Source organism: Nocardia sp. NRRL WC-3656 (genome assembly GCF_000720265.1).
GTDB classification, from domain to species: domain Bacteria; phylum Actinomycetota; class Actinomycetes; order Mycobacteriales; family Mycobacteriaceae; genus Nocardia; species Nocardia nova.
Genome location: NZ_JOJF01000020.1, coordinates 24,943 through 50,644 on the forward strand (window position 1 = coordinate 24,943; position 25,702 = coordinate 50,644).

Here is a 25,702-nt window from a genome sequence, read left to right on the forward strand (position 1 = left end):
GTGCCCCAGTGTTCCTTCGTCAGCTCGAGCCGCGCACCGCTCGCACCACCGCCGAAGTGTTCAACTTCGCACTGTGGCCGTTTGCGATCCTCACAGTGCTGCATCAGGTCATCGTCAAAGGGACCAACTTCTCCATCACCGACGATTTCGCGCCGGTTTACAAGGCGTCGCTGGCCTTCCTCAACGGACGCGCCATCTACGGCGAGAACTTCGACCTGGTCGACCCGCACTATCTGTACCCGCCCAGCGGCACCCTGCTGATCGCGCCGCTCGCGCTGATCGACCCGGAGAAATCGCGCTGGTGTTTCATCGCGCTCAACGCGGTGGCGATCGTCCTGGCCTGGTATCTGCTGCTGCGGCTGTTCAAATTCTCGACGAAATCGGTGGCCGCGCCGCTGCTGCTGTTGCTGATGTTCGCCTCCGAAACCGTCATCAACACACTGGGTTTCGGCAATGTCAACGGGTGCCTGCTGCTGGCCGAGGTGCTGTTCATCCACCTGCTGCTGCAGCGACGCGATCTGCTGGCCGGGCTGGTCATGGGACTCACGATCGCGGTCAAACCGACGCTGGCGCCGATGCTGCTGATACCGCTGGCGCGCCGCCAGTGGCAGGTGTTCATCACCGCGATCGGCGTGCCGGTGGTGCTGATGGCGGTCGCGTGGCCGCTGACCAAGGATCCGATGGACTTCGTCCACCGCACGCTGCCCTATCTGCTCAAATCGCGCGACTACTTCAACAGCGCGATCGCGGGCAATGCCGAGTACTACGGACTGCCGGTATGGCTGACCTGGAGTATGCGCATCGTGCTCGGCGTGCTGGTGCTGATCTCGCTGTGGCTGCTGTACCGGTACTGCCGCGAGGACGAACTGTTCTTCGTCTGCACCACCGCGGGCATCATCCTGATCGCGTCCTGGCTGCTGTCGGGTCTGGGACAGCAGTACTACTCGATGATGCTGTTCCCGTTCCTCATGACGGTGGTGCTGCGCAATTCGGTGCTGCGCAACTGGCCGGCCTGGCTGGCGATCTTCGGGTTCATGACCTACGACAAATGGCTGCTCGACCACTGGCAGAGCACCGGACGGGCGCTCGAGTACCTGCGCGTCACCTTCGGCTGGGCGCTGCTGCTGATCGTGACGTTCTGCGTCCTCGGCGACCGGTATCTCGCGGCGCGGCGCGAGGGCCGGCTGGATTCGGGGATCGAACCGGCGTTCCTGTTGCCCGAGGCGACCACCAAGGCTCCGGCCGCGACTGCCGATCCGGCGCCGCGCATCGATCGCCACGAACCGCTGCCCGCCGACGACACCATGGAACCGACGGCGCAGCCGGAGGCCGGTGCGCTGCGCTGACCTGCGGTGATCGGTCGCGGCCCGAGAATGGTCGCGCGACGCCACTAGACTCGCGTCATGAGCTCACAGGATGGTTCGCCCGCGACTTCATCGCTTCCGGCACCCAAGATCGAGCTGAGCCCGCAGCAGTGGCGGGCGCGGCTGACCCCGCAGGAGTACGCGGTGCTGCGCGAAGCGGGCACCGAACGCGCGTTCACCGGTGAATACACCGATACCGAAACCACCGGCGTCTACACCTGCCGGGCTTGCGGCGCCGAATTGTTCCGCAACACCGAGAAGTTCCATTCGCACTGCGGGTGGCCGTCGTTCTTCGATCCGGCCGATTCCGATGCGGTGATTCTGCGGGCCGACGACTCGCTGGGGATGCGCCGGGTCGAGGTGCTGTGCGCCAACTGCCACAGCCACCTCGGGCACGTCTTCGAGGGCGAGGGTTATGCGACCCCGACCGACAAGCGGTATTGCATCAACTCGATCGCGCTGCGCCTGCACCCCTCGGACGACGCGGCGGGCTGATCGCGGCGCCGGTTGAAGCTCACCGCCCGAGAGTGCCGGATGCGATCCGCCGACCGCTGCGGATCGCGCGCCGAGCAGGCGCGCGACCGAGCTGACGGGAAGACCCTACGGGCCCGGCCGCATCCGGGCACGCCCCGAATTCCGGGGGCACCGGCGGATCGCGCGGCTCAGGGCGGTGTTTTCGAGGCTCAGGGCAGCGCGTCGAGGCTCAGGGCAGTGCGTTGACCAGCTGCTCGACATCCACGCGCGGGCCGCTGAAGAACGGAATCTCCTCGCGCACGTGGTTGCGGGCGTCGGTGGCGCGCAGATCGCGCATCAGGTCGACGATGCGGTGCAGTTCCGGGGCCTCGAAGGCGAGAATCCACTCGTAGTCGCCGAGGGCGAACGAGGCCACGGTGTTGGCCCGCACGTCCGGATAGGCGCGGGCCTGCTTGCCGTGGTCGGCGAGCATGCGGCGACGCTCCTCGTCGGGCAGCAGGTACCAGTCGTAGGAGCGCACGAACGGGTAGACGCAGATGTAGTTGCCCGGTTCCTCACCGGCCAGGAAGGCCGGGATGTGGCTCTTGTTGAACTCCGCGGGGCGATGCAGGGCGGCGTTGCTCCACACCGGCGTGCTCGCGCGCCCCAGATCGGTGGTGCGGCGGAAGTCGGCGTAGGCGGCCTGCAGATCCTCGATCCGCTCGGCATGCCACCAGATCATGAAATCGGCGTCGGCGCGCAGACCCGCCACGTCGTAGAGGCCGCGGACCACGACGCCACGCTCCTCGAGCGAGTCGAAGAATTCCCGCGCCTGCTTGACCACGGTGTCGCGCTGATCACCCAGTACTCCGGGTTTGACCTGGAACACCGAGAACATCAGATACCGGATGGTCGAATTGAGAGCTTGGTAATCGAGTCGCGCCATAGCCTCCATCGTGCCACTGGGCGGTTTCCAGCAGAACGCCCGCACCCGTGTTGTTCGGCACGGTCCTTCGCATACAGGCGCCCGCACGCGGTCGGCCGATATCGGTTGTCCGCCACCCGTTCGATGCGCGTCGACGGCCCGCAATCGGCGAGGCAAGGGCGTGGGATCGCAGGCCTGTCTTCCGGGCCGATGCGGGCCGATCGAGTTCTCCACGGGACAGTCGGCTGGTCACTCGGCACCGGCATTGCTGTGCGCCGCCGCTGCAGCCGACCGGGCCGCTCGGAAGCCGGGCTTTCTACCGACGTGGGCAGCCCGCGGGGAGGCCGAACAGGAGCACGGGTCGTTTCGGCCGGTCCGCTCCCGGAAACGAGCCGACGCGCGGCGCGGGCGCCCTGCAGCCCGCTCGTCCACTACGGCTCGTCGCGCAACGGCATTCCCGGCGTCGCCTCACCGGTCGAGCCGGGCCGGCGGCACGCCGAATCGATCATCGGGCCAGAATGCGTTGCGCAGCAGCGGTTCCCGAGGCCGCACAGGCCGGGACGCCGACGCCGTGCAGGTACGCTCCGGCGATCGCGAGGCCGGGCAGTGCGGCAACCGCCGATTCCAGTTCGGCGATCCGAGTGGTGTGGCCGGGCGCGTACTGCGGGAGGCCACCGCGCCAGCGTTGCACCAGGGCCGTTTCGGGGTGGATCGCGAGACCGGTCACGGTGGAGAGGTCGGCCACGGCGGCCGCGACGAGATCGTCGTCCGGCCAGCTCAGTGGGGTGTCGTCACCGAAGCGGCCGAACGAGGCACGTACCAGCGCCACGTCGCGCTCGGCCAGATGCGGCCATTTGCGGCTGGAGAGGGTAAAGGCTTTGGCGCGCAACGGTTCTCCGGTGGCGACCAGAATGCCGGAATTGTCGGGCAGTGGGGTATCGGCCGGCAGGCCCAGGGCGACCACGGCGGATGAGGACAGTTCGATACCGGCCGCGGCCGCGGCTGCTTCCGGAGCCACCGACCGCAGCAACTCGGCGGTGACGGGCGCCGGGGTGGCGAGAATCACCGCGTCGGCCTCGCCGACCGGATCGATCCGCCAGCCGGTGGCCGTGCGCACCAGACCCGTTGCGGCCGTATCGGTTTCGACCTTCGGTGCGGCGGCCTCACGCAGGGCGTCGAGCAGGACCCGATATCCGTCGCGCAGGCCGCCGAAAACCGGGGCGGTGGACGGCGGCGGCAGGGCGTCGGCGACCGCCCGGGTGAGATTCGGCGCGCCGGCGTCGAGGGCGGCGGCCAGGGTCGGCAGCGCCGCCCGCACGCCGATCGACTCCGCGCGCCCGGCATACACTCCGCCCAGCAGCGGATCGACACTGCGTTGCACCACCTGCGCACCGAAACGCTCGCCGACCAGCTCGGCGACCGACACGTCACCGCCGCGTTCCCAGCGCAGCGGCCGGCCGGGCTCGGTGGCGATCCGGTCGAGCGTCTCGGCGTCCACCAGGCCGGCCACGGCATCGGGCCCGGCGGGAATGCCCATCAGCGTGCCTTCGGGCAGGGGGTGGGCGGTGCCGCCGGACCAGATCAGCGGTCGCCGCCCGGCCGGATGCACCAGCTGCTCGGTCAGCCCCAATTCTGCGAGCAGCGCCGGGATTTCGGGCCGTCGGCCCACGAACGCCTCCGCGCCCAGATCCACCGGCTCCCCTGCCAGCTCACCGGTGTGCAGAATGCCACCGACCCGGTCACGCCGCTCCACCAGCACCAGTTCGAGCTCCGAGCCGAGGGCCACTCGCAGCCGATACGCCGCGACCAGACCACTGATCCCGCCCCCGACAACCACGACCCGCATAGCTGCTCCTCACTCGTCCCCGCGCCGGTGCGCGACGCTACCGCACCCCTGCAACGTACTCGCCTCGCAAGGGACGCCCAGGTACCGCCTCGATTCACGCTCACGGTTCCACGTGCGCGAGTCCGCCGCACCACTGGCGACGATGGCGGCTTACAGCGGCGCGGGCAGGCTGTGGATCAGTTCGACCGCCGCGGTGATGGCGCCGGGGTCGGTGTCGGGCAATACGCCGTGGCCCAGGTTGAAGATATGACCGGAGGCGCCGAGGGTGATCGCCTCGTCGGCCTCGTGGGCGATGCGGCGGATCTCACGCTCGACGACCGAGCTGCCCGCGAACAGGACGGCCGGATCGAGATTGCCCTGCAAGGCTTTTCCGGGCCCGACGCGGCGCGCGGCGGCAGTCAGCGGCACCCGCCAATCGACGCCGACGACATCGGCTCCGGCCTCCCCCATCGCACCCAGCAGTTCACCCGTGCCGACCCCGAAGTGGATACGCGGCACACCGGCTTCCCCGATCTCGGCGAAAACCCGTTCCGAATGCGGCAGAACGAATTCCCGATACTGCGCCAGCGACAACGCGCCCGCCCACGAGTCGAACAATTGCACCGCGTCCACCCCGGCCGCGATCTGGGCGCGCAGGAATTCCACGGTGATATCGGTGAGCACACCGAGCAGCGCGTGCCACGTCTGCGGGTCGCCGAGCATCAACGCCTTGGTCCGCTCGTGGTTGCGGCTGGGGCCGCCCTCCACCAGATAGGACGCGAGAGTGAAAGGGGCACCGGCGAATCCGATGAGCGGCGTCTCGCCGAGTTCGTCGAGCAACAGCCGCACACCGTCGGTGATCGCGCCGACCTCCTCGCGGCGCAGCCGCGGCAGCGCGCGCACATCGTCGACCGAGCGCACCGGATTCGCGATCACCGGTCCCACGCCGGGCACGATATCGAGCTCGATGCCGGCCGCCTTGAGCGGAACGACGATGTCGGAGAACAGGATTGCCGCGTCCACACCGTGGCGGCGGATCGGCTGCAGCGTGATCTCGCACACCAGCTCCGGATCGAAACACGACTCCAGCATCCCGATGCCCGCGCGTAGTTCGCGGTACTCGGGCAGGGACCGTCCGGCCTGCCGCATGAACCAGACGGGACGGCGGCCGGGTCCGGCGCCGGTGGCGGCGGCGAGGAAGGGCGCATCGGGCAAGCGGCGGCGGGTTGGTGTGCTCATCCCCGCTATCGTATGCCGCCGCCGGGCGCCTACCCGCGCGGCCGTCCACGCCCGGTCACAGCGCCCGTAGCGGCGCGCCTCCGCGTGCCGGACACCGGAGAGGTCTACCGTTCACAGTCGTGACACCGCTCGACTTCCGCGACGGCGCCGCACCGACCCCGGGCCCTGACAGCGAACCAGCCCAGTTTCGCGCCGCGGTCGATGCGATGGGCACCGCATCCGTCCATCCTCGGATCGAGCTCGCACCGATCCGGCCCCCACAACGCCTGGCACCCTATTCGTACGCCATCGGAGCCGAGGTCAAGCATCCCGACACCAATGTCATCCCGGTCGATTCCGACGACGACGCCTTCGGTCGCCTGATCCTGCTGCACGACCCGAACGGGCACGAGGCCTGGCACGGCGTTTTCCGATTGGTGGCCTACATCCAGGCCGATATCGACGCGGCCCTGGCCGGCGATCCGCTGCTGCCGGAGGTCGCCTGGAGCTGGCTGGTCGACGCCCTGGAATCGCGCGGCGAGGAGTTCACGGCGCTCGGGGGCACGGTGACCTCCACGAGTTCGGTCCGCTACGGCGATATCGCCGGGCCGCCGCGCGCCTATCAGCTGGAGTTGCGTGCCTCGTGGACGGTCGGCTCACCCCAGCTGGCCCCGCATGTCGAGGCGTTCTGCGAGGTGCTGGCCTACGCGGCGGGACTGCCCCCGGCCGGCATCACCCATTTGCGGCCGCATCCGCAGATTGCCGACGACCAGTTCTGAGCGACACGTAGAGTTCGGGCTATGCCCGAAGCCGACGAGTCCGACACCATCTCGAGGACATCACCCGCATCGCAGCACCAGCCCGCGCAGCAGGACGCGGACAGCGTGGTTCCTCTGCTCGCCCCGGCCGACGGCATTCCTCCGGTTCTGGATTCCGCCCGTGAGATCGCGGAAGCGGCCGCCGCGCTGGCCGCCGGTACCGGCCCGCTGGCCGTCGACGCCGAACGCGCCTCCGGATTCCGCTACTCCAACCGGGCCTATCTGATCCAACTGCGCCGGCGCGGCAGCGGGACCTTCCTCATCGACCCGATTCCGGATCCGGCCGCGGTGGACGCCTTGGCGGCGGTGATCAACGACCTGGAATGGGTGCTGCACTCCGCCGACCAGGACCTGCCGTGCCTGGCCGAACTGGGGCTGCGACCGGCCCGGCTGTTCGACACCGAACTGGGTGGCCGGTTGGCCGGATTCGAACGGGTCGGATTGGCCGCCATGGTGGCGCGGCTGCTGGGCCGGGAACTGCGCAAGGGACACGGCGCGGCCGACTGGTCGACCCGGCCGCTGCCGCAGGACTGGCTCAACTACGCGGCCCTGGACGTGGAACTGCTGGTCGAATTGCGCGACGAGGTCGCGGCAGCGCTGAGCGATCAGGGTAAATCCGATTGGGCCGCACAGGAATTCGACCATGTGCGCACCGCCCGGCCCGCGCCGCCGAAGCCGGATCGCTGGCGGCGCACCTCGGGCATCCACACGCTGCGGCGGGCGCGGCAGCTCGCGACCGTCCGCGAATTGTGGACGGCGCGTGACGGTATCGCGCGTCATCGCGATGTGGCCCCGGCGCGGATTCTGCCGGATTCGGCGATCATCGCCGCGGCACAGGCGGATCCGAAGACGGTGCCGCAGTTGCGCGCCCTGCCGGTGTTCGGTGGTCCGCGGCAGCGCAGATATTCGCGGGAATGGCTCACCGCGGTGGAACGTGCTCGCGCGCTGCCGGATTCGGAGTTGCCGCCGATGTCGCAGCCGTTCGACGGTCCGCCGCCGGTCAATCGCTGGGAGCGCCGCGATCCGGTCGCGGCGGCTCGCCTGGCCGCAGCCCGGGCGGCGATGAACGGACTGTCGGAACGACACGCGGTGCCGGTGGAGAATCTGCTGACTCCCGATCTGTTGCGCCGGCTGTGCTGGGACGGGCTGCCCGAATTCCGCACCGGCGCAACGCCGTCGGACCCCGCGGCCGTGATCGACAAATATCTCGAGGCCGGGGGCGCCCGGACCTGGCAGCGCGAACTGGCGGTTCCCGAGCTGGCCGCGGCGCTGTTCCCGGAGCCGGCTCAGTCCTCGTAGACCGGTGTGCGCCGGTCGCGGCGCGCGCGGATGGCCTCGTCGAAATTCTCGGTGGTCAGCCGCACGTACAGTTGCGCCGTACCTTCGTGCTGCATATGTGATTCCAGGCTGCCGGCCTCCATCCCGCTCCACAGCATGCGCTTGGTGAGCTCGGTGCCGACCCGGCTGTAGCCGATGATGCGTTCGGCCAGTTCGTAACACGTGTCGAGAAGTTTGTCGGCGGCGACCGTGCGGGAGACCAGGCCGATTCGCTCGGCCTCGGCGGCGTCGATGTCACGGCCGGACAGCATGATCTCGAAGGCGCGGGAGGCGCCGATCGCGCGCGGCAACAGGTAACTGATGCCGAGTTCGGCGGAGGTCAGTCCGTTGTTGATGCCGGCGGCACGGAAATAGGCCTGCTCCGATGCGATGCGGATATCGGTGGCCATACTCAGGCAGAACCCACCGCCGATCGCGGCCCCGTTGATCGCCGCGATCACCGGCTGATGCATGCGCCGCAGTGTGGTCATCACATTGTCGAGCAGATCCATCGAACGTCGCGCCACGGTGGTGCGGGTGAGGCCCTCGATATTCGGGACCCGGCCGGCGCCCTGCAGATCGGCGCCGGAGCAGAACCCGTGGCCCGCGCCGGTGAGCACGACGACGCGGACCTCGTTGTCGGCGGCCACGGACTCGAGCGTCTCCCGCAGCGGGATCATGACGTCGAACGCCATGGCGTTCATGCGTTCGGGCCGGTTCAGGGTGACCAGCGCGATCTGCGGGCGAGGCTTCTCGACGAGCACGAACGACATGCAGACTCCTACCGGCGACGAAAACTGTAACCGGTTTCAGAATCTACACCGCACCACCGGTCAGCCACCGGGTAACGCGCTCGGCGATGTTCTCGGCCGTCAGGCCCAGCTCCTGATGAATCTGGGCGCGCGAGCTGTGCTCGAGGAACTGCTGCGGTACGCCGAGTTCGCGGGTCGGCACGTCGAGTCCGGAATCGCGCAGCCGCGCGGAGACGGTGCATCCGATACCGCCGTGCAGGCCGCCGTCCTCGACGGTGACCACCATGCGATAGTTCTCGGCCAGTTTGACGATGGTGTCGGAGACCGGCAGCACCCAGCGCGGGTCCACCACCGTCACCGAAACCCCGCGATCCGCCAGCAGATCCGCCGCGGCGACCGCGGTGGCGCCGAGCGCGCCGACCGCCACGAGCAGGACGTCACCGCGCACCGCTTGCGCCGAGGACCCTTCCGGCATCCGCAGCACGTCGACACCGTCGAGCCGTTCCAACGCCGAAACCTCCTCGACGACAGGACCTTTCGGGAAACGCAGAGCGGTCGGCCCGTCGGCGACGGCCAGCGCCTCGGCCAGTTCCTCGCGCAGGGTCACCGCATCGCGCGGGGCGGCGACGCGGATGCCGGGCACGATGCCCAGCACCGACAGATCCCACATGCCGTTGTGGCTGGCCCCGTCGTCGCCGGTGATGCCGGCGCGGTCCAGCACCAGGGTCACCGGCAGCTTCAGCAGCGCCACATCCATCAGCAGCTGATCGAAGGCGCGGTTGAGGAAGGTCGAGTAGATCGCCACCACCGGATGCAGACCCCCCAGCGCCAGTCCGGCGGCTGAGGTCATCGCATGCTGTTCGGCGATACCCACATCGAACAGCCGGTCGGGGAACCGCTCACCGAACGGCGCGAGCCCGGTCGGCCCCGACATGGCGGCGGTGAGGGCGACGATATCGTCGCGCTGTTCACCGTGGCGGATCAGTTCCTCGGAGAACACCGACGTCCATCCGACGGTCTTGCCGCCGGTCGGCTGTCCGGTCTCGGGGTCGATGGCGCCGATGGAATGCATCTGGTCGGCGACGTGGTCGACCGCGGGCTGATATCCGCGGCCCTTGAGCGTCACCGCGTGCACCACGACCGGGCCGCCGAAATCCTTGGCGCGGCGCAGCGCGGCCTCGAGCGCCACCGGATCGTGCCCGTCCACCGGGCCGACGTACTTGAGCCCGAGATCGCTGAACAGCTCCTGCGGGGCGACCGCGTCCTTGATGCCGGCCTTGAGCGCGTGCAGCATCGAATAGGCCGAGCTGCCGACGCGCGGAATGCCCTGGACGAACCGCTTGGTGGCGTCGAGCGCCTGTTCGTAGGCCGGTTGCATGCGCAGCGCGGTCAGCCGGTCGGCCAATCCGCCGATGGTCGGCGAATACGAGCGGCCGTTGTCGTTGACCACGATGATCAGCGACCGATCCGGGCCCGCGGCGATATTGTTCAACGCCTCCCAGCACATGCCGCCGGTGAGCGCACCGTCACCGACGACGGCGACCACGTGGCGATCCTGCCCGGTCAGCGCGAAGGCCTTGGCCAGACCGTCGGCATAGGACAGCGAGGCCGAGGCGTGCGAGGACTCGACCCAGTCGTGCTCGCTCTCGGCTCGGCTCGGGTAGCCGGACAGGCCGCCCTGTTTGCGCAGCCGATCGAATTTGTCCTTGCGGCCGGTGAGGATCTTATGCACGTAGGCCTGGTGGCCGGTGTCGAAGATGATCGGGTCGGCCGGGGAGTCGAAGACCCGGTGCAGGGCGATGGTCAATTCCACCACCCCCAGATTCGGGCCCAGATGACCGCCGGTGACCGCTACTTTGCGGACCAGGAACTCCCGAATCTCCTCGGCCAGCTCGCGCAGCTGCGGCACCGTCAGCCGGCGCAGGTCCTCGGGCGTATCGACCCGGGAAAGAACTCCCACCGTTCTCGCTCCCTCTCCGTGGCTCATCTGTTTCGAACAGTCTACGGAGCCGCGTCGGGCCCCGACGACGGGAACGACCGGCGAGCTGCGACATCCGATATCGGTGTGAGGCTCGACATAGATCAACCGCATTACAGTGGGTGACTGCCCGTCCCGCCCGCAGGAAGGACGATATGACCGCCGAGCAGCAGCGAGCCGATACTTCAGAGCAGCAGCGAGCCGATATTTCCCGTCCCGCCACCGTCACGACGTTCGGTCACGGGGTGGCAACGGCGACGCCCGATCGGATGCAGGTATCGATCTCGATCGAAACGCGCGCCGAGGCGGTGGCGGCGGCCTACGGCCGGGCCGGTGAACGCACCGCCGCGGTCACCGGCGCCCTGCGCGCCGACGGCGTCGCCGCGAGCGATATCGCCACCACCGGACTGTCCGTGCGGACCGAGACGACGTGGACCGAGAACGAGGGCACACGCATCACCGGGTACGTGGCGACCACCTCGCTGACGGTGAACCTGCGCATCCCGGCCGATCCCGCCGCCGCTGACGCGGCCACGGCTTCCGATCACGCGGCCGCCGATCCCGCGGCCGTGATCGCCCGGGCCGTGGCGGCCGGGGGCGACGATGTCCGCTTGGGCGGGCTGAACCTCACCGTCGCCGACCGCGCCGACCTGCTGATCCGCGCCCGCGAAGCGGCGTGGGACGACGCCCTCGACCGCGCCCGCCGCTACGCGGCCCGCGCCGAACGCGCGCTCGGACCGGTGCTGGAGATCACCGAAAACGCCTCGGCGACACCGGAACCCCGCGGCGACATCCGTTTCGTCGCCGCTCGATCAGCGGCCCCGGGCGCCCCGGTTCCGGTCGAATACGGTGAGCACGAGGTCACCGCGGATCTGCGGGCGACCTGGCAGTTGAGTTGAACCGCAACAGATCTCGCCGGCAGTAGGTCGCCGTCTCCGAAAGCTCCCCCGTCACCTACGCCCGCGACGCCTGTCCGGCGGGATCACCGGCCGACCTCGTCGACGGCGCCGCCGCTGTCTACGCCCGTTCGAACAGCGCCAGGCACTCCACGTGATGCGTCGCGGGGAAGGCATCGAAGGCACGCAGCTCGCGTACTCGGTAACCCGCCTCCCGGTAGAGGCCCACGTCTCGCGCGAAAGCCGCTGGATCGCAACCGATGTGGACGATGCGCGCGGGCGCGGCGGCGGTGAGCGGGGTGATGACCTGTTTCCCGGCGCCCGCACGCGGCGGATCGAGGACGACGACCTCGGGGGCTCGATCCTGGGCGGCGATCCAGCGTTCGACCTGATCGGAGCGCAGGTCGACGGCGGGCAGGTCGCGCAGGGCGGCGGTGCCGTCGGCCACCGCCGAGCGCGCGGATTCGACGCCGAGCACGGATCCACCGGGACCGGTCTGCTCGGCCAGGCGCGCGGCGAAGACACCGGCGCCGCAGTACAGATCCCATGCGGTGGCGCCCGCAGCGAGGTCGGCCCACTCGGCCACCACATCCGAATAGCGTTGCGCCGCATCGCGATGCGGCTGCCAGAAGCCGGTCGCCGAGACCTCCCAGCGGCGGCCGGCCACATACTGCACCGCCCGTCCGCTGCCGGACACCACGCGTTCCGCGCGCCGCGCGTGGGCGGCGGCACGACGCGCGGCGGTCGCCCGGCGATCGCCGCCACGCCGCGGAGGTGCGGCCGGCGGCGCGAGTTCCACGATATGGCGCAGGCCGTCCGCGTCGACGGCGATCACCAATTCGGCGCCGGGAGTCCACGCGCGGTCGGCGATGCCGTCCATCGCGCCCGAAACCGGTTGGGGGCAGCGTAAATCCGTGATCACGTCACTGCTGCGATACCGATGTACGCCGGCACGGCCCTCGGCATCGACAACCAATCGCACCCGAGTGCGCCACCCCACCTCGGGCGCCTCGGGGCCGGGGACGACCACGGTCGCATCCGCACGGAGCCGGTGGTCGGCATCCGGCTCCGACCCGGCCGCGGGCCCGCGGGAGCGTCCCGCACCACCCGCCTCGGATCCGAGACCGGTCTCGCGCACCGGGAGCGTTTCCACGACGATGTCGGTCTCCCAGTGCGCGAGCCGCCGCAACTGCTCGCGGACGACCGAGGCCTTCAGGGCGCGCTGCGCCTGTGGGGTGGCGAAGGCGAAATCGCAGCAGCCGGCGCCGCCGGGACCCGAGACCGGGCAATTCGGCGCCACGCGGTCCGGCGACGCCTCCAGAATCTCTATCGCCTCGGCGCGGCAGAACGAGCCGCCGCGGTCCTCGGTCACCCGGGCACGCACCAGTTCACCGGGCAGACCGTGCCGGACGAAGAGCACCCGGCCCTCGTGCCGGGCGACACAGAAACCACCATGGCCGGGTGGTCCCAGCCGCACCTGCAAGGTGCGTCCGGACCAGTCCGGCCCGGCACTCACGAACGATCCTCGTAACCGCGGCGAACCGAACCCGGGGCGTTGACCACTTCGGGGCGGCGTGCTTTGGCCGACGAACTCAGCTGCCACGGCACGCTCGTCACCATCACGCCCGGCTCGAACAGCAACCGGCCCTTGAGCCGCAGCGCACTCTGGTTGTGCAGCAACTGCTCCCACCAGTGGCCGACCACGTATTCGGGGATGAAGACCGTCACCACATCGCGCGGCGAATCCTTGCGCACCCGCTTCACGTAATCCACCACCGGCTTGGTGATTTCGCGGTAGGGCGATTCGATCACCTTGAGCGGCACCGGAATATCGCTGTCGGCCCACTCTCGCACCAGCGCCCGGGTGTCGGGTTCGTCGACGTTGACGGTGACCGCCTCCAGTGTGTCCGGCCGGGTGGCCCGGGCGTAGGCGAGCGCGCGCCGCGTCGGCAGATGCAGTTTCGACACCAGCACGATCGAATGGGTGCGGCTGGGCAGCACCCCGGTGAACTCCTGCTCCTCGAGTTCGCGCCCGACGGTGTCGTAGTGGCGGCGGATCAGCCGCATCAGGCCGAAGATCGCGGCCATGGTGACGATCGCGATCCAGGCGCCGGCGAGGAATTTCGTGATGAGCACGATGATCAGCACGGCGCCGGTCATGGTCAGGCCGATGGCGTTGATGACGCGTGAGCGCAGCATCCGCCGGCGCACCGCCGGATCGGTTTCGGTACGCAACAGCCGCGTCCAGTGCCGCAGCATGCCGGTCTGGCTCAGCACGAACGAGACGAACACACCGACGATGTAGAGCTGGATCAGCCGCGTCACCTCGGCGCCGAACAGGACCACGAACGCGATCGCGGCGCCGGACAGGAACAGGATGCCGTTGCTGAACGCCAGCCGGTCGCCACGGGTGTGCAGCTGCCGGGGCAGGAACCGGTCCTGCGCCAGGATCGAGCCGAGCACCGGGAAGCCGTTGAAGGCGGTGTTCGCTGCCAGCACCAGGATCAGCGCGGTGACGATGGTGATGTAGAAGAAGCCGACAGGAAAGCCGGAGAAGATCGAGTCGGCCAGCTGAGCGATCAGCGTCTTCTGCTCGTAACCGGCCGGCGCTCCCACCAGATCCGCCTTGTCCGCGGCAAAGACGACGCCGAGCTTGCGGGCCATGAGGATGATCCCCATCAACAGGGTGACCGCGATGGCGCCGAGCATCAGCAGTGTGGTGGCGGCATTGCGGGATTTCGGCTTGCGGAAGGCCGGTACGCCATTGCTGATCGCCTCCACACCGGTCAGCGCCGCACATCCCGAGGAGAACGCGCGCGCTATCAGGAAGGCAAAGGCGATGCCCTGCAGATGCGATTCGTTGCCGTTGAGGCTGAATCCGGAAGATTCGGCATGCAGATCGTCGCCGAAGACGAAGATTCGCACCACACCCCAGGCCAGCATCAGGAAGACACCGATCATGAAGCCGTAGGTGGGAATGGAGAACGCCGTACCCGATTCCCGTACCCCCCGCAGATTCACCGCAGTCAGCAGAACGATCGCGGCCACCGCGAACAGCACCTTGTGCGTGGCCACGAACGGCACCGCCGAACCGATGTTCGATGCCGCGGAGGAGATGGAGACCGCGACCGTGAGCACATAGTCGACCAGCAGCGCACTGCCCACGGTCAGCCCGGCCATCGGGCCGAGATTGACGGTGGCGACCTCGTAGTCGCCGCCGCCTGACGGATAGGCGTGCACGTTCTGGCGGTAACTGGCCACCACGACCGCCATCACGGCCGCGACCGCCAGCCCGATCCACGGCGTGTAGACGTAGGCGGACAAACCCGCCGTGGAGAGCACGAGGAAGATCTCCTCGGGCGCGTACGCCACCGACGACAGCGCGTCGGAGGCGAAGACGGGCAGCGCGATCCGCTTGGGCAGCAGGGTATGTCCCAGGGAATCGCTACGGAAAGGGCGGCCGACCACCATACGCTTGACGGCCGTCGTCAACTTGGACACTCGGCACAGCATAAGGGCAGGACCGGATGTGACATAGCGGGCGGTTCACTCGCGTTTCGGTCCCGGCCGATGGGGGAACATGCTGCGGGGAACCGTCAACGGGTACGGTTCCCCCGAGAGGGAACCAGACCGCACACCACGGTTTTCGGCGGAATTGGGGTTGACACGGTGTACGTAGTGATCATGGGGTGCGGCCGAGTCGGCTCCGCATTGGCACGCGCCCTGGTCCGGATCGGCCACGAGGTAGCCGTGATCGACCGGGATCCGGGCGCATTCCTGCGCCTGGGCAAGGACTTTCCCGGGGAACGGGTCACCGGCGTCGGCTTCGATCGGGGCGTGCTGATCCGCGCGGGCATCGAGCGCGCGGGCGCGTTCGCCGCGGTGTCCAACGGCGACAACTCCAACATCATCTCCGCACGCGTCGCCCGCGAGACCTTCGGGGTCGAACGGGTGGTGGCCCGCATCTACGACGCCAAGCGCGCGGCGGTCTACGAGCGGCTCGGCATTCCCACGATCGCCACCGTGCCGTGGACCACCGACCGGTTCCTGCGCACGCTCACCGGCGACGAAACCACCGCCACCTGGCGCGATCCCACGGGCACCGGCTCGGTCACCGAACTCGTCCTGCACGAGGACTGGTACGGGCGTACCGTGCGGGATCTGGAAGATGCGGTACCGGTGCGGGTGGCCTTCCTGGTCCGCTTCGGGCAGGCACTGCTGCCCACCAGCAAAACGGTGCTGCAGGCCGACGACACGGTCTACATCGCCGCCGTCTCCGACAAGGTCGGCGAGGCCGTGGCCGTCGCCGCCACCGCCCCTTCGAGCGAGGACAAGTCGTGAACGTAGCGATCGCGGGAGCAGGCGCCGTCGGCCGCTCCATCGCCCAGGAATTGCTGCGGGGCGGGCATCGGGTCACCCTGCTCGAGCGGCGGCTCGACCACATCGACCCGACGGTCGCCCCCTCGGCCGTCTGGATGCACGGCGACGCCTGCGAACTCGAATTGCTCGAGGAGGCGGGCCTGCAGGACTACGAGGTGGTGATCGCGGCCACCGGCGACGACAAGGCCAATCTCGTGTTCAGCCTGCTCGCCAAGACCGAATTCGGGGTGCGCCGCGTGGTCGCGCGGGTCAACGATCCGCGCAACGAGTGGCTGTTCGACGGTTCCTGGGGTGTGGACGTCGCGGTCTCGACACCGCGGCTGCTGGCCTCGCTGGCCGAGGAAGCGGTCTCGGTCGGCGACCTGGTCCGGCTGATGACGCTGCGTCAGGGTCAGGCGAACCTCGTCGAGATCACCCTGCCCACCGACACCGCGCTGGCCGGTCGCGCGGTGCGTACGCTCTCCCTGCCCCGCGACGTCGCCCTGGTGACGATCCTGCGCGGCGGGCGGGTGATCGTCCCCCAGCCCGACGATCCGCTGGAGGGCGAGGACGAGCTGCTGTTCGTGTCCACGGTGGAGGCCGAGGACGAACTGCGCCGCAGGCTGGCCACGGAACCGGCGGGTGCGACTCCCGCCGGCGCGGAGCCGCCCGCGATCTGAATCCGCTCAGGCGGTTTCGGGGAGCAGTTGCGCGCGCAGCTTGGTCAGCGCGCGATGCTGCATGACCCGGACCACGCCGGGACTCGTGCCGATGGCCTCGGCGGTCTGCGCGGCCGTCCAGCCGAGCACAATCCGCATCACCAGCACCTCCCGATGGGCCGGCGCGAGAATCTTCATCAGCTCACGGGTGGCTTGGCGGCGTTCCAGGTTGAGTGCCAGCTCCTCGGGTCCCGGTGCGGTGGAGGCGGTGTCGGGGAATTCGGCCACCGGATAGGACGGATGCTGCTGGGCGCGGCGGAACGCGTCGGCCACCTTGTTGGCGGAGATGCCGTAGACGAACGCCAGGAACGATTTTCCCTGATCGCGGTAGCGGGGAATCGCGGTGACAGTCGCGATACAGATCTCTTGCGCGATGTCGTCCGCGGTGACGTGCGGATTGTTGCTGCTTCCGACGCGCGCGGCGCAATAGCGGCGCACCAGCGGGTGCACGATCCGGATGATCTCGGTGACCGCGCGCTGGTCGCCCGCGGCGGCCGGGCCGATCAGGCGGTCCAGTTCGGCGGCGGCGCGGCGGCTGTCGGACCCCGCGGGCGCCGATCTCGGCGAACGGACTCCCGCACCCTTCGCCGGGCCGGGCGCCGTCACCGTGTCGTTCTCGGTATCCACCGGGGATCCTCTCGCCGATCGCTACTGACTGACACGATCGTGCGCCGACTCCGGTGCGTGGAATAGATACCCCAGGGGTGGGTTCTGCCCACCCCATCGTTGTCCGCCCCCAGAATCGGGGGCATTACCCGACTCGGAGTCGGTTCGGTCCGCCGGTACTGTTCGGCGCGCTATTCGGTGGCCGAGGAGACCGGCATATGGCCGGCGCGGCGCACCGCCCACACCGTCACCAGCAGCGCGACCGCGGTCAACGGCCAGCCCATCGCGATGCGGGCGGCGGCCAGCCAGCCGGTGCTGTCGGTGTCGTAGAAATGGTTCTGCACCAGGTACCGGGCGCCGAAGACGATCACCCACACCACCGTGGCCAGATCGTAGAGTCGCATCGCGCGCCGATCCGAGCGCCAGCTGTGGCCGTGGCCGTTGAGCACACCCCAGATCACGCCGGCCAGCGGCCAGCGCACCAGCAACGACACCAGGAAGACCCCGGCGTAGACGAGACTCGCCCAGATGCCGAAGAGGAAATAGCCCTTCGCGGCGCCGGTGCGGTGGGCGATGAAGGCGCAGACCGCGACACCGATGAACCCGGAGATCGCCGGCTGGATCGGCGAACGGCGGATCAGCCGCCAGATCAGGACACCGGCGGCGGTGGCCAGCGCCGTCCAGATGGCGGCCGTCAGGCCCCACAGCGTGTTGGCGGGGACGAACACCACCACCGGCAGCGTGGAGTAGATCAGTCCGCTGATACCACCGAGTTGCTCGAGCAGCGTCTGCTCGATCTCCTCCTCGCGGTCCTCGCCGGTGTAGGAATCGTCGTCCTCGCCGACGGCCGGATGACGCGGGGCATCACCGCCGGACTCGCGCAGGCGGTGACGGCCGCGCCCCGCAACGGGGTTCGCGCGGAGTCCGGCCACGGCGGCCGGGTCGGCGCCCTCGTTGTTGTGGGGTATCGGCATACGTCAGGAATTCTCGCGGAGTTCGTAGTAGGGGTTGAACATCACCTTGGCGCCATCGCGTTCACCGATGCGGCCACGGACCAGGATACGGCGTCCCGATTCGACACCGGGTATGCGGCGCCTGCCGATCCATACCAGGGTCACCGCGTCGGTGCCGTCGAAGAATTCGGCCTCCACCGAAGCGCTGGCCGACTTCGGACAGGCCTCCACACTGCGCAATCGCCCCAGCATGGTGACCTCTTCGCCACGTCGGCATTCCGCCGCCCTGCACGCGCCCGACGCTTCGGAGGTCTCCGCCAGCTCCTCCGCATCGAGTACGTCGAGATCGGCCGTCAGACGACGCCCCAGACGCCGGAAATAACCGCTGTCGGGGCCTACCTTGCCCGCGGCACCGGAACCCGCCTTGTTTCCGCCTGTGAAAGGCATCTTGCAACACTTCCTGCACTACAGACGGCGTGGGTCACACGTCGTCGGTTTCCCACACGACCGGCTGATGGGCCGTACACCGCCACTGTAGATGCACCCGGACGCCCTCGCTACGGGAGCCCGGCACCACCGTCACGGCGCTGACCGCACCGTTTGCTGGATTCCCCGCCGGTCCGCGCGCGAACCCTCGGATTCGAGTGGTCGACAACACGTTTTTCACGCATCGGAAGGGCGGGCCGGACCGCCGGGCTCCGCCGGTGATCGGAGGGGCGCGAGGCTCACCCGGCCCAGCGGCTAGGCTGCGGCCGTGGCAGAACTACCCCGTGCCGGCGGCTCGCGCCCGGCCGTCGTCGTCGCCCTGCCGGGCACCGGATCCGATGCCGACTTCGCCCGGCGAGCGTTCGAACCCGCTTGTGCCGCAATGGATCTGCCGTTCATCGCGGTGGAGCCGCAGCCGCGGGCCGTCGTCGCGAGCTGCCGGGCGGCGCTGGACGAGGCGGCCCTCCTCGGGCCGGTGCTCGCCGCGGGGATTTCGCTGGGCGCCGCGATCGCGGTGGAATGGGCCGGCGCCCACCCGGAATCGGCGTTCGGGGTGGTCGCGGCCCTGCCGGCCTGGACCGGTTCCGATATCACGGGGTGCCCGGCGGCGCTCAGCGCGGCGAGCACCGCGGCCCAGCTGCGCGCCGACGGCTTGGAACCGGTGATCGAACGGATGCGCGCGGGCAGCCCGGCCTGGCTGGGCCGGGCGCTGACCCAGTCGTGGCGCACGCACTGGCCCGATCTGCCGTCGGCGCTGGAAGAGGCCGCCACCTATGCCTGGCCGGACGCGGAATCGCTTGCGGCACTGCGCGTTCCGACCACCGTCGTGGCGGCGGTCGACGATCCGGTGCATCCGCTCGCCGTCGCCGAACAGTGGTACGAGCTGATCCCGCGGGCGCGCATCCACCGCATCACGCTCGACGAGCTCGGCGCCGATCCGGGGATTCTCGGCGCCCGGGGCGTCCCGGACCTGGTCACGCAGGAACTGCGGGCTTGACGGCTTCCGGGCGCCCGCGGTACGGCCGGGCGCCCGGAAGCCGTCAGTTGAGACCGAGTTGCTGCATCGCCGAGCCTTCGGCGCCGCGGCGCGGCCCCTGCTGTTCGGCGGTGACCACCGGGAAGGTGCCCGTCGCGGCCGCCTCGGCCGCGGCCGCCTGCGCGGCCAGCGCCTGCTGCTGCGCCTCGACCTGCTGCTGATGCGCCGCGATCAGCTGGTCGGCGAGTTCCTGCGGCAGCACCACCGGCAACGGTTCCCGCACCGGCATCGGCTCGTCGCCGCGGCGCACCACGGTCTCGGCGAGAATCGCGCGGGCCGCCTCGACCAGCGGGCCGCCCTCGTCGGCGGCGCCCGAGGGCCCCGCCGCCACCAGCCGGACCATCCAGCGGTAACCGTCGACGCCGATGAAGCGCAGGTCGGCGCCCTCGGTCACCGCGTGCAGTTCGCGACCCCACGGCCCGGTCTGCACCGAGACCTGCGCGCCGTCGGCCCGCAGCGATTCCGCCAGATCCGCGGCGACGGTCCGCCACTGGCCCGGCGATTTCGGTGCCGCGTAGGCCGCCACGGTGAGACGTCCGTGCGGGGTCGCGAGATGAACCGCCTGCGGCGTGCCGTCGGGCGTCATCTCCACCTGCAACTGACCGCCGTCGGGGACCGGGAGGAGCACCGAACCCAGATCGAGATGCTGGTCGGAGATCTCGGCGAGAATCTCGGCCACCTCGTCGTAATCGAAGGGCCCGGTCCGCGGTGCGGAACCCTCTCCCTCGCCGGCGTCGCGGTCCTCGTCCTCGTATTCGTCGGCGTCGTATTCGTCGGCGTCGTATTCGTCGGCGTAGTCGGCGTCGTCGTCGAAGCCCTCGCTGTCGTCGAGACTTTCGGCGTCGTACGCGTCGTCCTCGGCGTAGGCCTCCGCACCGGCATATGCGGAATCGTCCACGTAGCCGGAGGTTTCGACGGGATCCTCGGCGTAGGCAGCGGCGTAACCGGGAGTTTCGGCGTACGAGTCGCCGCCGTGCGCCCCGGAGGACTGCCGGTAGGGGTCGGCTACCGCGAAACCGCCTGTGGCCGGGCCGGATTCGGCGGTGTCGTACCCGCGCCCGGCGTAGGGGTCCGGCGCCGCGGGATGCGGCTGCGCGGGCTCGCGATAGCCGGGAGCTTCGGCCTCCACCGGGCGATGCCGGCCCGTCTGCGGGTGGCCGTACTCGATGTCACCGGCATCCGGGCGCTGCTGTCCGGGCACGACGGGGTGCCGGCCGGTAATCGTCGGCGCGGGCGTACCCGTCGGCTCCGCGGCGCGTCGCGGCGGAGGCGGAGCCCCGGTGGGTGAGCCGGCCGGAGCCGGTCGGCCGGGACCACCCGGACCGCCCGGCGCCGGACGTCCGGGTCCCGGAGGAAGCCGTGGCACCGAACCCGTCGGGGGCCCGGCCGGGTTCGCACCGGGCGGAATCCGCCGGACCGAACCCGTCACCGGACCGCCCGGTGCGGGCGCTGCGCCGGGAATTCTCGGCACGGCACCCGTGCCACCCGGCCCCGGAGGATTGCGTCGAGTCGGGCCCGTACCGGCCGGGGGACCGGGGTTGCGCTGCATCGCACCGGAGTCCAGCGGGCCGCCGGGAATCCGCGGTGTGGGTCCGGTGCCGGCCGGAGCGCCCGGGATCCGAGGTGTTGCACCGGTTCCCGCCGGACCGCCGGGAATACGCGGGGTCGCACCACTCCCGACAGGGCCACCGGGAACACGCGGGATCGCGCCGGTTCCGACCGGCCCACCGGGGACGCGCGGCATCGCCCCCGTACCCGCCGGGCCGCCGGGAACGCGCGGAATCGCGCCGGTTCCGCCCGCCGGCCGCGGCGGCAACTGGCCGGAAGGGATGCGCGGAATGGGGCCGGTGTCGTCCATATCCCCCGGCACCGGCGGCAGGTCCGGACGCGGTCCGCCCGGCGCGCGCCGCGGCGGACGGACCGGCGCGTCACCGCGTGCCGGAGTACCCGGGCGCGCCGGCATTCGTGCGTGCGCGCCCGTCTCGTACGGGCCGGGCCGCGCACCGGGATACGGCGCAGCCGGACGTCCCGGCGTCCCGTACCCGGGCGGAGTCATACCATGGTCCGGCTCCGCGCGGCCGTGCCGCCCGGTGCGCCCGCCCGCAGCTTCCGCGCCCGGCCCGGCCGGGTAGTCCGGCTCGGAATAGCCGGGGCCGTAGGCGGATTCGCCGTAGACTCCGTCGTCCCCCAGGTCCGGTGCCCGGTGCGTACCGGTCCGGTAGCCGCCTTCGGCGTATCCCTCGTCGTAATAGGAATCGCCATAGCCGGTGTCGTCCCGCTCGGAGTCATGATCGGATCGATGATCTCCACGGCCGAACATGTTCATACCTCCCCTCCGGCGCGGCCCGCCCCGCCGGATTGCGGCGACAGACTGTGGTGTCCGCCGCTCGACCCGTAACCGCCTGCGCCGCGCGCTGTTTCGTCGAGCTGGTCGACCTCCACGAAATCCACCAGTTCCACACGCTGCACCAGCAATTGTGCGATCCGATCGCCGCGGCGCAACTGAATCGCCGTGCGCGGGTCGTGATTGATCAGGCAGACCTTGATCTCGCCCCGGTATCCGGCGTCGACCGTGCCCGGCGTGTTGACGACGGACAGACCCGTCTTGGCGGCCAGCCCCGACCGGGGATGAATGAGGCCGACGGTGCCCTCCGGCAACGCGACGGCGATTCCGGTGCCGACGAGCACCCGCTCGCCCGGCTCCAGGATGACGTCTTCGGTGGTGCACAAATCCACTCCGGCATCGCCCGGGTGCGCGCGCGTGGGCACCGGGACGCCGGGATCGAGCCGCAGCAGAGGTATGGGTGCAAGTCCGGTCACGTCCAGCGAGCCTACGCGTCCGGCGGCCGGGCCGTGGGAGCGCCGGGCTTTGATGTGGCGGCGCCGAGCGGCCACGGTCGCGGACAGCCCGGACCGGCTCCCGCCGACAGCGAATATGTCGGCCTGACCTAGCATGATGTGGTGTCCGACCAGTCCCACGCAGTACCTCCCCACGAGTCCCCGGCGCGCGCACACGCCGACACCCCCGCCGCGGTCTATTCCGAACGGCTGTGGGTTCCGCTGTGGTGGTGGCCGGTGGCGCTGGCGGTGACCGGTCTGCTGGCCGCCGAAATCCATATGGGAGCGCCGGGTATCCGGGCGTGGTTGCCGTATGTGCTGCTGTTCCCGGTGCCCGTCTGGGCGCTGCTCTGGGTGAGTCGCCACCGGGTCGAGGTGGCACCGGATGCCGACGGCATCCTCGAATTGCGCGCGGACCGGGCCCATCTACCGGTAACGTATGTATCCCGGGCGGTACCCGTACCGGCCAGCGCGAAAAGCGCGGCACTGGGTCGTCAGCTCGACCCGGCCGCGTTCGTTCAGCATCGACCCTGGATCGGGCCCATGGTCCTGCTCGTCCTCGACGATCCGGACGACCCCGCTCCGTACTGGCTGATCAGCACGCGTAAACCCGAGCAGGTGCTGGCCGCGCTCGGCGTGCCGAGCGCGGGCTGACGGGACCTGCCGGGCTGTTTGTCGTCGTTTCTCTCAGCTACCCGCGGAACTGATCCGCTGCGGCCGCACGGATCCGCTCAGGCCGCGCAATCCATGCAGATCATCTGCCCGCCGGCCTCGCTGGCGAGTCTGCTGCGGTGGTGAACCAGGAAGCAGCTCGAGCAGGTGAACTCGTCGGCCTGCTTCGGGATCACCCGGACCGAGAGCACCTCCTCGGACAGATCCGCGCCGGGAAGCTCGAACGACTCCGCGGTATCGGATTCGTCGATATCCACGACGGCGGACGCGGCCTCGTTGCGACGAGCCTTCAGCTCCTCGAGCGAGTCCTCCGACACTTCGTCGGATTCACTGCGCCTAGGTGCGTCATAGTCGGTTGCCATGTCGTCTTCCCCTCGTCCTTACTCCGTATATCCCGGACCGGCTCCGCCGAACGTCGATCCCTGTCGGAATCGCCGGCGATGCCGCCCCGCCGTGGTGTACGTCACGTGTACACCGCTCGCCGCCCGGCCGGATCACCCTGATCCATACCGGATCGCGCTCGGTCAACGCAGGACATGCCCTGGTTGTTCCCGAAATCGCTTCCCTGATTCACATCAGCCGATTCGTATCGGGCCGCCAGACAATAGCGGACGCCGGGGCAAAAGTCGCAATCAAAACTCGAGCGAGTCGAAACCGACGGGTAATCGTCACTGCGACAGCACAGCTGTGGCGATACGCCATCGCTTCGTGCTCGGCGGCGCCCCGGCCCGTGACCCGATCGCGATCCGGACAGCCGCGCCGATCGTTACCATCCCGAAATCCGGCGTCGCCGTAGCTGCCTGTTTCCGCGCCGAACCGGCGCACAGGTGTCCGCGTGCGCGACTGTCGCCCGCCAACTCGTAAGGTGTGCGTGTGGTTTCACTGATCACCGAAGGCAGCGCGGTCGACAACAAGGGCCGTCCGTTCCTGCGGCGCCGCTACCAGCCGTGGGTCGCACTCATCGCGGTTCTCGCCCTCATCTGCGCAATCGTGTGGATCAAGGCGCTGACCACCGCCGACACCACCCATACCGCGATGGCCTGCAATTCGCCGGCCCCCGCCACGGATGCGAACTCCCCGCAGCCCGCGCCGCTGGGCGAGGTGGTGTCCCCGTCGCGGCTGCACGATGTGGAGCCGGCGCCGCTGGCCCAGGCCAAGGTGCGGGTGCTCAACGGGTCCGGCCAGCGCGGCCTGGCCGAACACATCGCGTCCAAGCTCGGTGACTACGGCTTCGCCAGCCCGCCGGCCCCGGTCTTCGGCAACGATCCGGTCTATCTGAACGGCGACCTGGTGTGCACCGGCCAGATCCGCTACGGCGTGAGCGGTCGCCCGGCCGCGGCCGCCGTCCAGCTCGTTGCGCCGTGCGCGGAGCTGATCGAGGATCAGCGCACCGACGACACCGTCGACCTGGCCCTGGGCACGCTGTTCGGCAACGATCTGCAGCCGAGCACCGATGCCGAGGAAGTGTTGCGCGCTTTGAAGAATCCGGCGCCCAACGGCCCGGACGTCGATTCGGCGCTGCTGCAGGCCGCCCGTACCGCCCGCTGCTGAAGCCGAGCCGCGCTCACTCCTCGGGGATGGGCGCGGCGACACCGAGCCGGTCGAACAGGTCGGCGAGCTCGTCGGCGATGCCCGCGGCGGCGGCCACGGTCAGCTCCCCCTGCGCGCCGGTGGAGTCCGCGCCGGGCAGCCGCAGTACGGCGCCCGCCTCGGCCGCGATCAGGGCTCCGGCGGCCCAGTCCCACGGATTGAGGCCGTGTTCGTAGTGGGCGTCCACGCGGCCCGCCGCCACCATGCAGAGGTCCAGGGCGGCGGAGCCGATCCGGCGGATGTCGCGGACTTTCGGCAGCAGCTGCGCCACGAGTTCGCCCTGCCGTTCCCGCCGCGCCGCGCCGTAGCCGAACCCGGTGGCCACCAGAGCCAGCCGGACGGAGTCGATATCGTTGCAGCGCAACGTGATCGGCTCCTCGTCGCCGCCGGCCAGGGTGGCACCCGCGCCCAGTCCGGCGCTGTAGGTCACCCCACCGGCCACGTCGACGACGGCACCGGCCAGCGAACGGCCGCCGCGCATCGCGGCCACCGATACCGCGTAGGCCGGGATCCCGTACACGAAGTTGACCGTGCCGTCGATCGGATCGACCACCCACACGATCTCGCCGGCGGCGCCGAGGCTGCCACCGCCCTCCTCACCGAGGACCCTCTCCCCCGGGCGCGTCTCGGCCAGCAACGACCGGATCAGCTGCTCCGTTTCGGTGTCGACCACGGTGACCGGATCGGTGGGCGTCGATTTGGTACGGACCGAGTCGTCCTCGGTGCGCCCCGGGCCGAACACCTCGGGACGGCGGCGGCGAACGTGTGCCGCTGCGGTCTCGGCCAGATAGACTGAAACACGGCGTAATTCGGCGATTTCGGCAGGGTCGAGGACGGGCGCTTCCGCGATGTCGGCGGGTGAATTCGTCTCGGGCACGGTTTCCATCCGACCACAGA

General features: G+C 69.9%; 24 protein-coding genes. 10 read left to right on the forward strand and 14 right to left on the reverse strand.

What is annotated here, in order from left to right:
* The first annotated feature begins 8 nt into the window (after positions 1–8).
* On the forward strand, positions 9–1,346 hold the full coding sequence (locus IG65_RS0123975; RefSeq protein ID WP_231509392.1) for a glycosyltransferase family 87 protein: 1,338 nt from the start codon (positions 9–11) through the stop codon (positions 1,344–1,346).
* Between the two features lie 57 nt (positions 1,347–1,403).
* Positions 1,404–1,859, forward strand: a complete 456-nt coding sequence (gene msrB / locus IG65_RS0123980; RefSeq protein ID WP_030517201.1) for a peptide-methionine (R)-S-oxide reductase MsrB — start codon at positions 1,404–1,406, stop codon at positions 1,857–1,859.
* Positions 1,860–2,067: 208 nt separating this feature from the next.
* Here the strand turns inward: msrB and hemQ are convergent, their stop codons facing one another.
* From hemQ to hemE, 3 genes are all read right to left on the reverse strand, one after another.
* Positions 2,068–2,763 (reverse strand): hydrogen peroxide-dependent heme synthase, encoded by a 696-nt coding sequence (gene hemQ / locus IG65_RS0123985; RefSeq protein WP_030517202.1) that lies wholly within the window; start codon positions 2,761–2,763, stop codon positions 2,068–2,070.
* 484 nt (positions 2,764–3,247) lie between these two features.
* On the reverse strand, positions 3,248–4,588 hold the full coding sequence (locus IG65_RS0123990; RefSeq protein ID WP_030517203.1) for a protoporphyrinogen oxidase: 1,341 nt from the start codon (positions 4,586–4,588) through the stop codon (positions 3,248–3,250).
* A gap of 150 nt (positions 4,589–4,738) precedes the next feature.
* The gene (hemE, locus tag IG65_RS0123995) at positions 4,739–5,806 is read right to left on the reverse strand and encodes a uroporphyrinogen decarboxylase (RefSeq protein WP_051756766.1); all 1,068 of its coding nucleotides are present in this window, start codon (positions 5,804–5,806) and stop codon (positions 4,739–4,741) included.
* 119 nt (positions 5,807–5,925) lie between these two features.
* Here hemE and IG65_RS0124000 point away from each other — a divergent pair, with 119 nt between their 5' ends.
* Together IG65_RS0124000 and IG65_RS0124005 are read left to right on the forward strand one after the other, a co-directional pair.
* Positions 5,926–6,564 carry a DUF3000 domain-containing protein gene (locus tag IG65_RS0124000; protein WP_081879712.1) on the forward strand — a complete coding sequence of 213 codons (639 nt, stop codon included), beginning with the start codon at positions 5,926–5,928 and terminating at the stop codon, positions 6,562–6,564.
* A 21-nt stretch (positions 6,565–6,585) separates the two neighbouring features.
* Complete coding sequence (locus IG65_RS0124005; RefSeq protein ID WP_081879713.1) at positions 6,586–7,902, forward strand: ribonuclease D; 1,317 nt, start codon at positions 6,586–6,588, stop codon at positions 7,900–7,902.
* On the opposite strand, the gene IG65_RS0124010 is transcribed toward IG65_RS0124005, so the two are convergent.
* A complete protein-coding gene (locus tag IG65_RS0124010) occupies positions 7,890–8,693 on the reverse strand; it encodes an enoyl-CoA hydratase (protein ID WP_030517206.1) in 804 nt (267 codons plus the stop codon). The genes IG65_RS0124005 and IG65_RS0124010 overlap by 13 nt on opposite strands.
* Before the next feature lie 43 nt (positions 8,694–8,736).
* Complete coding sequence (dxs, locus tag IG65_RS0124015; RefSeq protein WP_030517207.1) at positions 8,737–10,632, reverse strand: 1-deoxy-D-xylulose-5-phosphate synthase; 1,896 nt, start codon at positions 10,630–10,632, stop codon at positions 8,737–8,739.
* Between the two features lie 173 nt (positions 10,633–10,805).
* Between dxs and IG65_RS0124020 the strand changes: the two genes are divergently transcribed.
* Positions 10,806–11,549, forward strand: coding sequence for an SIMPL domain-containing protein (locus tag IG65_RS0124020; RefSeq protein ID WP_081879714.1), 744 nt, complete (start codon positions 10,806–10,808; stop codon positions 11,547–11,549).
* A gap of 118 nt (positions 11,550–11,667) precedes the next feature.
* Here IG65_RS0124020 and IG65_RS0124025 read toward each other — a convergent pair whose 3' ends face one another.
* The gene (locus IG65_RS0124025) at positions 11,668–13,062 is read right to left on the reverse strand and encodes a class I SAM-dependent RNA methyltransferase (protein WP_030517209.1); all 1,395 of its coding nucleotides are present in this window, start codon (positions 13,060–13,062) and stop codon (positions 11,668–11,670) included.
* Positions 13,059–15,047, reverse strand: a complete 1,989-nt coding sequence (locus IG65_RS0124030) for an APC family permease (protein WP_030517210.1) — start codon at positions 15,045–15,047, stop codon at positions 13,059–13,061. Before IG65_RS0124030 ends, IG65_RS0124025 begins: the two co-directional genes overlap by 4 nt.
* Positions 15,048–15,215: 168 nt before the next feature.
* Here IG65_RS0124030 and IG65_RS0124035 point away from each other — a divergent pair, with 168 nt between their 5' ends.
* Positions 15,216–15,887 carry a TrkA family potassium uptake protein gene (locus IG65_RS0124035; protein WP_030517211.1) on the forward strand — a complete coding sequence of 224 codons (672 nt, stop codon included), beginning with the start codon at positions 15,216–15,218 and terminating at the stop codon, positions 15,885–15,887.
* Positions 15,884–16,585, forward strand: a complete 702-nt coding sequence (locus IG65_RS0124040) for a TrkA family potassium uptake protein (protein ID WP_036525552.1) — start codon at positions 15,884–15,886, stop codon at positions 16,583–16,585. Before IG65_RS0124035 ends, IG65_RS0124040 begins: the two co-directional genes overlap by 4 nt.
* A 6-nt stretch (positions 16,586–16,591) precedes the next feature.
* On the opposite strand, the gene IG65_RS0124045 is transcribed toward IG65_RS0124040, so the two are convergent.
* The 3 genes from IG65_RS0124045 to IG65_RS0124055 all read right to left on the reverse strand — a co-directional run bounded on the left by IG65_RS0124045 (position 16,592) and on the right by IG65_RS0124055 (position 18,630).
* Complete coding sequence (locus IG65_RS0124045; protein ID WP_308189495.1) at positions 16,592–17,251, reverse strand: sigma-70 family RNA polymerase sigma factor; 660 nt, start codon at positions 17,249–17,251, stop codon at positions 16,592–16,594.
* Positions 17,252–17,421: 170 nt separating this feature from the next.
* Positions 17,422–18,027: a DUF3159 domain-containing protein gene (locus tag IG65_RS0124050; RefSeq protein WP_036525563.1), complete on the reverse strand. Its 606-nt coding sequence runs from the start codon at positions 18,025–18,027 to the stop codon at positions 17,422–17,424.
* A 180-nt stretch (positions 18,028–18,207) separates the two neighbouring features.
* Positions 18,208–18,630 (reverse strand): OB-fold nucleic acid binding domain-containing protein, encoded by a 423-nt coding sequence (locus tag IG65_RS0124055; protein WP_051756768.1) that lies wholly within the window; start codon positions 18,628–18,630, stop codon positions 18,208–18,210.
* Between the two features lie 307 nt (positions 18,631–18,937).
* On the opposite strand from IG65_RS0124055, the gene IG65_RS0124060 reads away from it, so the two are divergent.
* The gene (locus IG65_RS0124060; protein ID WP_030517216.1) at positions 18,938–19,666 is read left to right on the forward strand and encodes an alpha/beta fold hydrolase; all 729 of its coding nucleotides are present in this window, start codon (positions 18,938–18,940) and stop codon (positions 19,664–19,666) included.
* Positions 19,667–19,709: 43 nt separating this feature from the next.
* Here IG65_RS0124060 and IG65_RS39280 read toward each other — a convergent pair whose 3' ends face one another.
* Positions 19,710–20,603 (reverse strand): DUF3710 domain-containing protein, encoded by an 894-nt coding sequence (locus IG65_RS39280; protein WP_051756793.1) that lies wholly within the window; start codon positions 20,601–20,603, stop codon positions 19,710–19,712.
* Positions 20,604–22,027: 1,424 nt separating this feature from the next.
* Positions 22,028–22,525 carry a dUTP diphosphatase gene (gene dut, locus IG65_RS0124070; RefSeq protein WP_030517218.1) on the reverse strand — a complete coding sequence of 166 codons (498 nt, stop codon included), beginning with the start codon at positions 22,523–22,525 and terminating at the stop codon, positions 22,028–22,030.
* Between the two features lie 141 nt (positions 22,526–22,666).
* Here dut and IG65_RS0124075 point away from each other — a divergent pair, with 141 nt between their 5' ends.
* Positions 22,667–23,197 carry a DUF3093 domain-containing protein gene (locus IG65_RS0124075; RefSeq protein WP_030517219.1) on the forward strand — a complete coding sequence of 177 codons (531 nt, stop codon included), beginning with the start codon at positions 22,667–22,669 and terminating at the stop codon, positions 23,195–23,197.
* Between the two features lie 77 nt (positions 23,198–23,274).
* Here IG65_RS0124075 and IG65_RS0124080 read toward each other — a convergent pair whose 3' ends face one another.
* The gene (locus IG65_RS0124080) at positions 23,275–23,577 is read right to left on the reverse strand and encodes a DUF4193 domain-containing protein (RefSeq protein WP_025351469.1); all 303 of its coding nucleotides are present in this window, start codon (positions 23,575–23,577) and stop codon (positions 23,275–23,277) included.
* Positions 23,578–24,088: 511 nt separating this feature from the next.
* Here IG65_RS0124080 and cei point away from each other — a divergent pair.
* The gene (gene cei, locus IG65_RS0124085) at positions 24,089–24,766 is read left to right on the forward strand and encodes an envelope integrity protein Cei (protein WP_030517220.1); all 678 of its coding nucleotides are present in this window, start codon (positions 24,089–24,091) and stop codon (positions 24,764–24,766) included.
* Positions 24,767–24,779: 13 nt separating this feature from the next.
* Here the strand turns inward: cei and IG65_RS0124090 are convergent, their stop codons facing one another.
* Entirely contained in the window at positions 24,780–25,691 is a 912-nt protein-coding gene (locus IG65_RS0124090; RefSeq protein ID WP_030517221.1) for an inositol monophosphatase family protein, read from the reverse strand.
* Positions 25,692–25,702 lie beyond the last annotated feature (11 nt).

Coding starts and splice junctions, on each gene's coding strand:
- IG65_RS0124055 (WP_051756768.1), bottom strand. CDS start 18,630: ATGCCTTTCACAGGCGGAAACAAGGCGGGTTCCGGTGCCGCGGGCAAG.
- IG65_RS0124090 (WP_030517221.1), bottom strand. CDS start 25,691: ATGGAAACCGTGCCCGAGACGAATTCACCCGCCGACATCGCGGAAGCG.
- msrB (WP_030517201.1), top strand. CDS start 1,404: ATGAGCTCACAGGATGGTTCGCCCGCGACTTCATCGCTTCCGGCACCC.
- IG65_RS0124020 (WP_081879714.1), top strand. CDS start 10,806: ATGACCGCCGAGCAGCAGCGAGCCGATACTTCAGAGCAGCAGCGAGCC.
- IG65_RS0124080 (WP_025351469.1), bottom strand. CDS start 23,577: ATGGCAACCGACTATGACGCACCTAGGCGCAGTGAATCCGACGAAGTG.
- IG65_RS0124010 (WP_030517206.1), bottom strand. CDS start 8,693: ATGTCGTTCGTGCTCGTCGAGAAGCCTCGCCCGCAGATCGCGCTGGTC.
- IG65_RS0123990 (WP_030517203.1), bottom strand. CDS start 4,588: ATGCGGGTCGTGGTTGTCGGGGGCGGGATCAGTGGTCTGGTCGCGGCG.
- hemE (WP_051756766.1), bottom strand. CDS start 5,806: ATGAGCACACCAACCCGCCGCCGCTTGCCCGATGCGCCCTTCCTCGCC.
- IG65_RS0124005 (WP_081879713.1), top strand. CDS start 6,586: ATGCCCGAAGCCGACGAGTCCGACACCATCTCGAGGACATCACCCGCA.
- hemQ (WP_030517202.1), bottom strand. CDS start 2,763: ATGGCGCGACTCGATTACCAAGCTCTCAATTCGACCATCCGGTATCTG.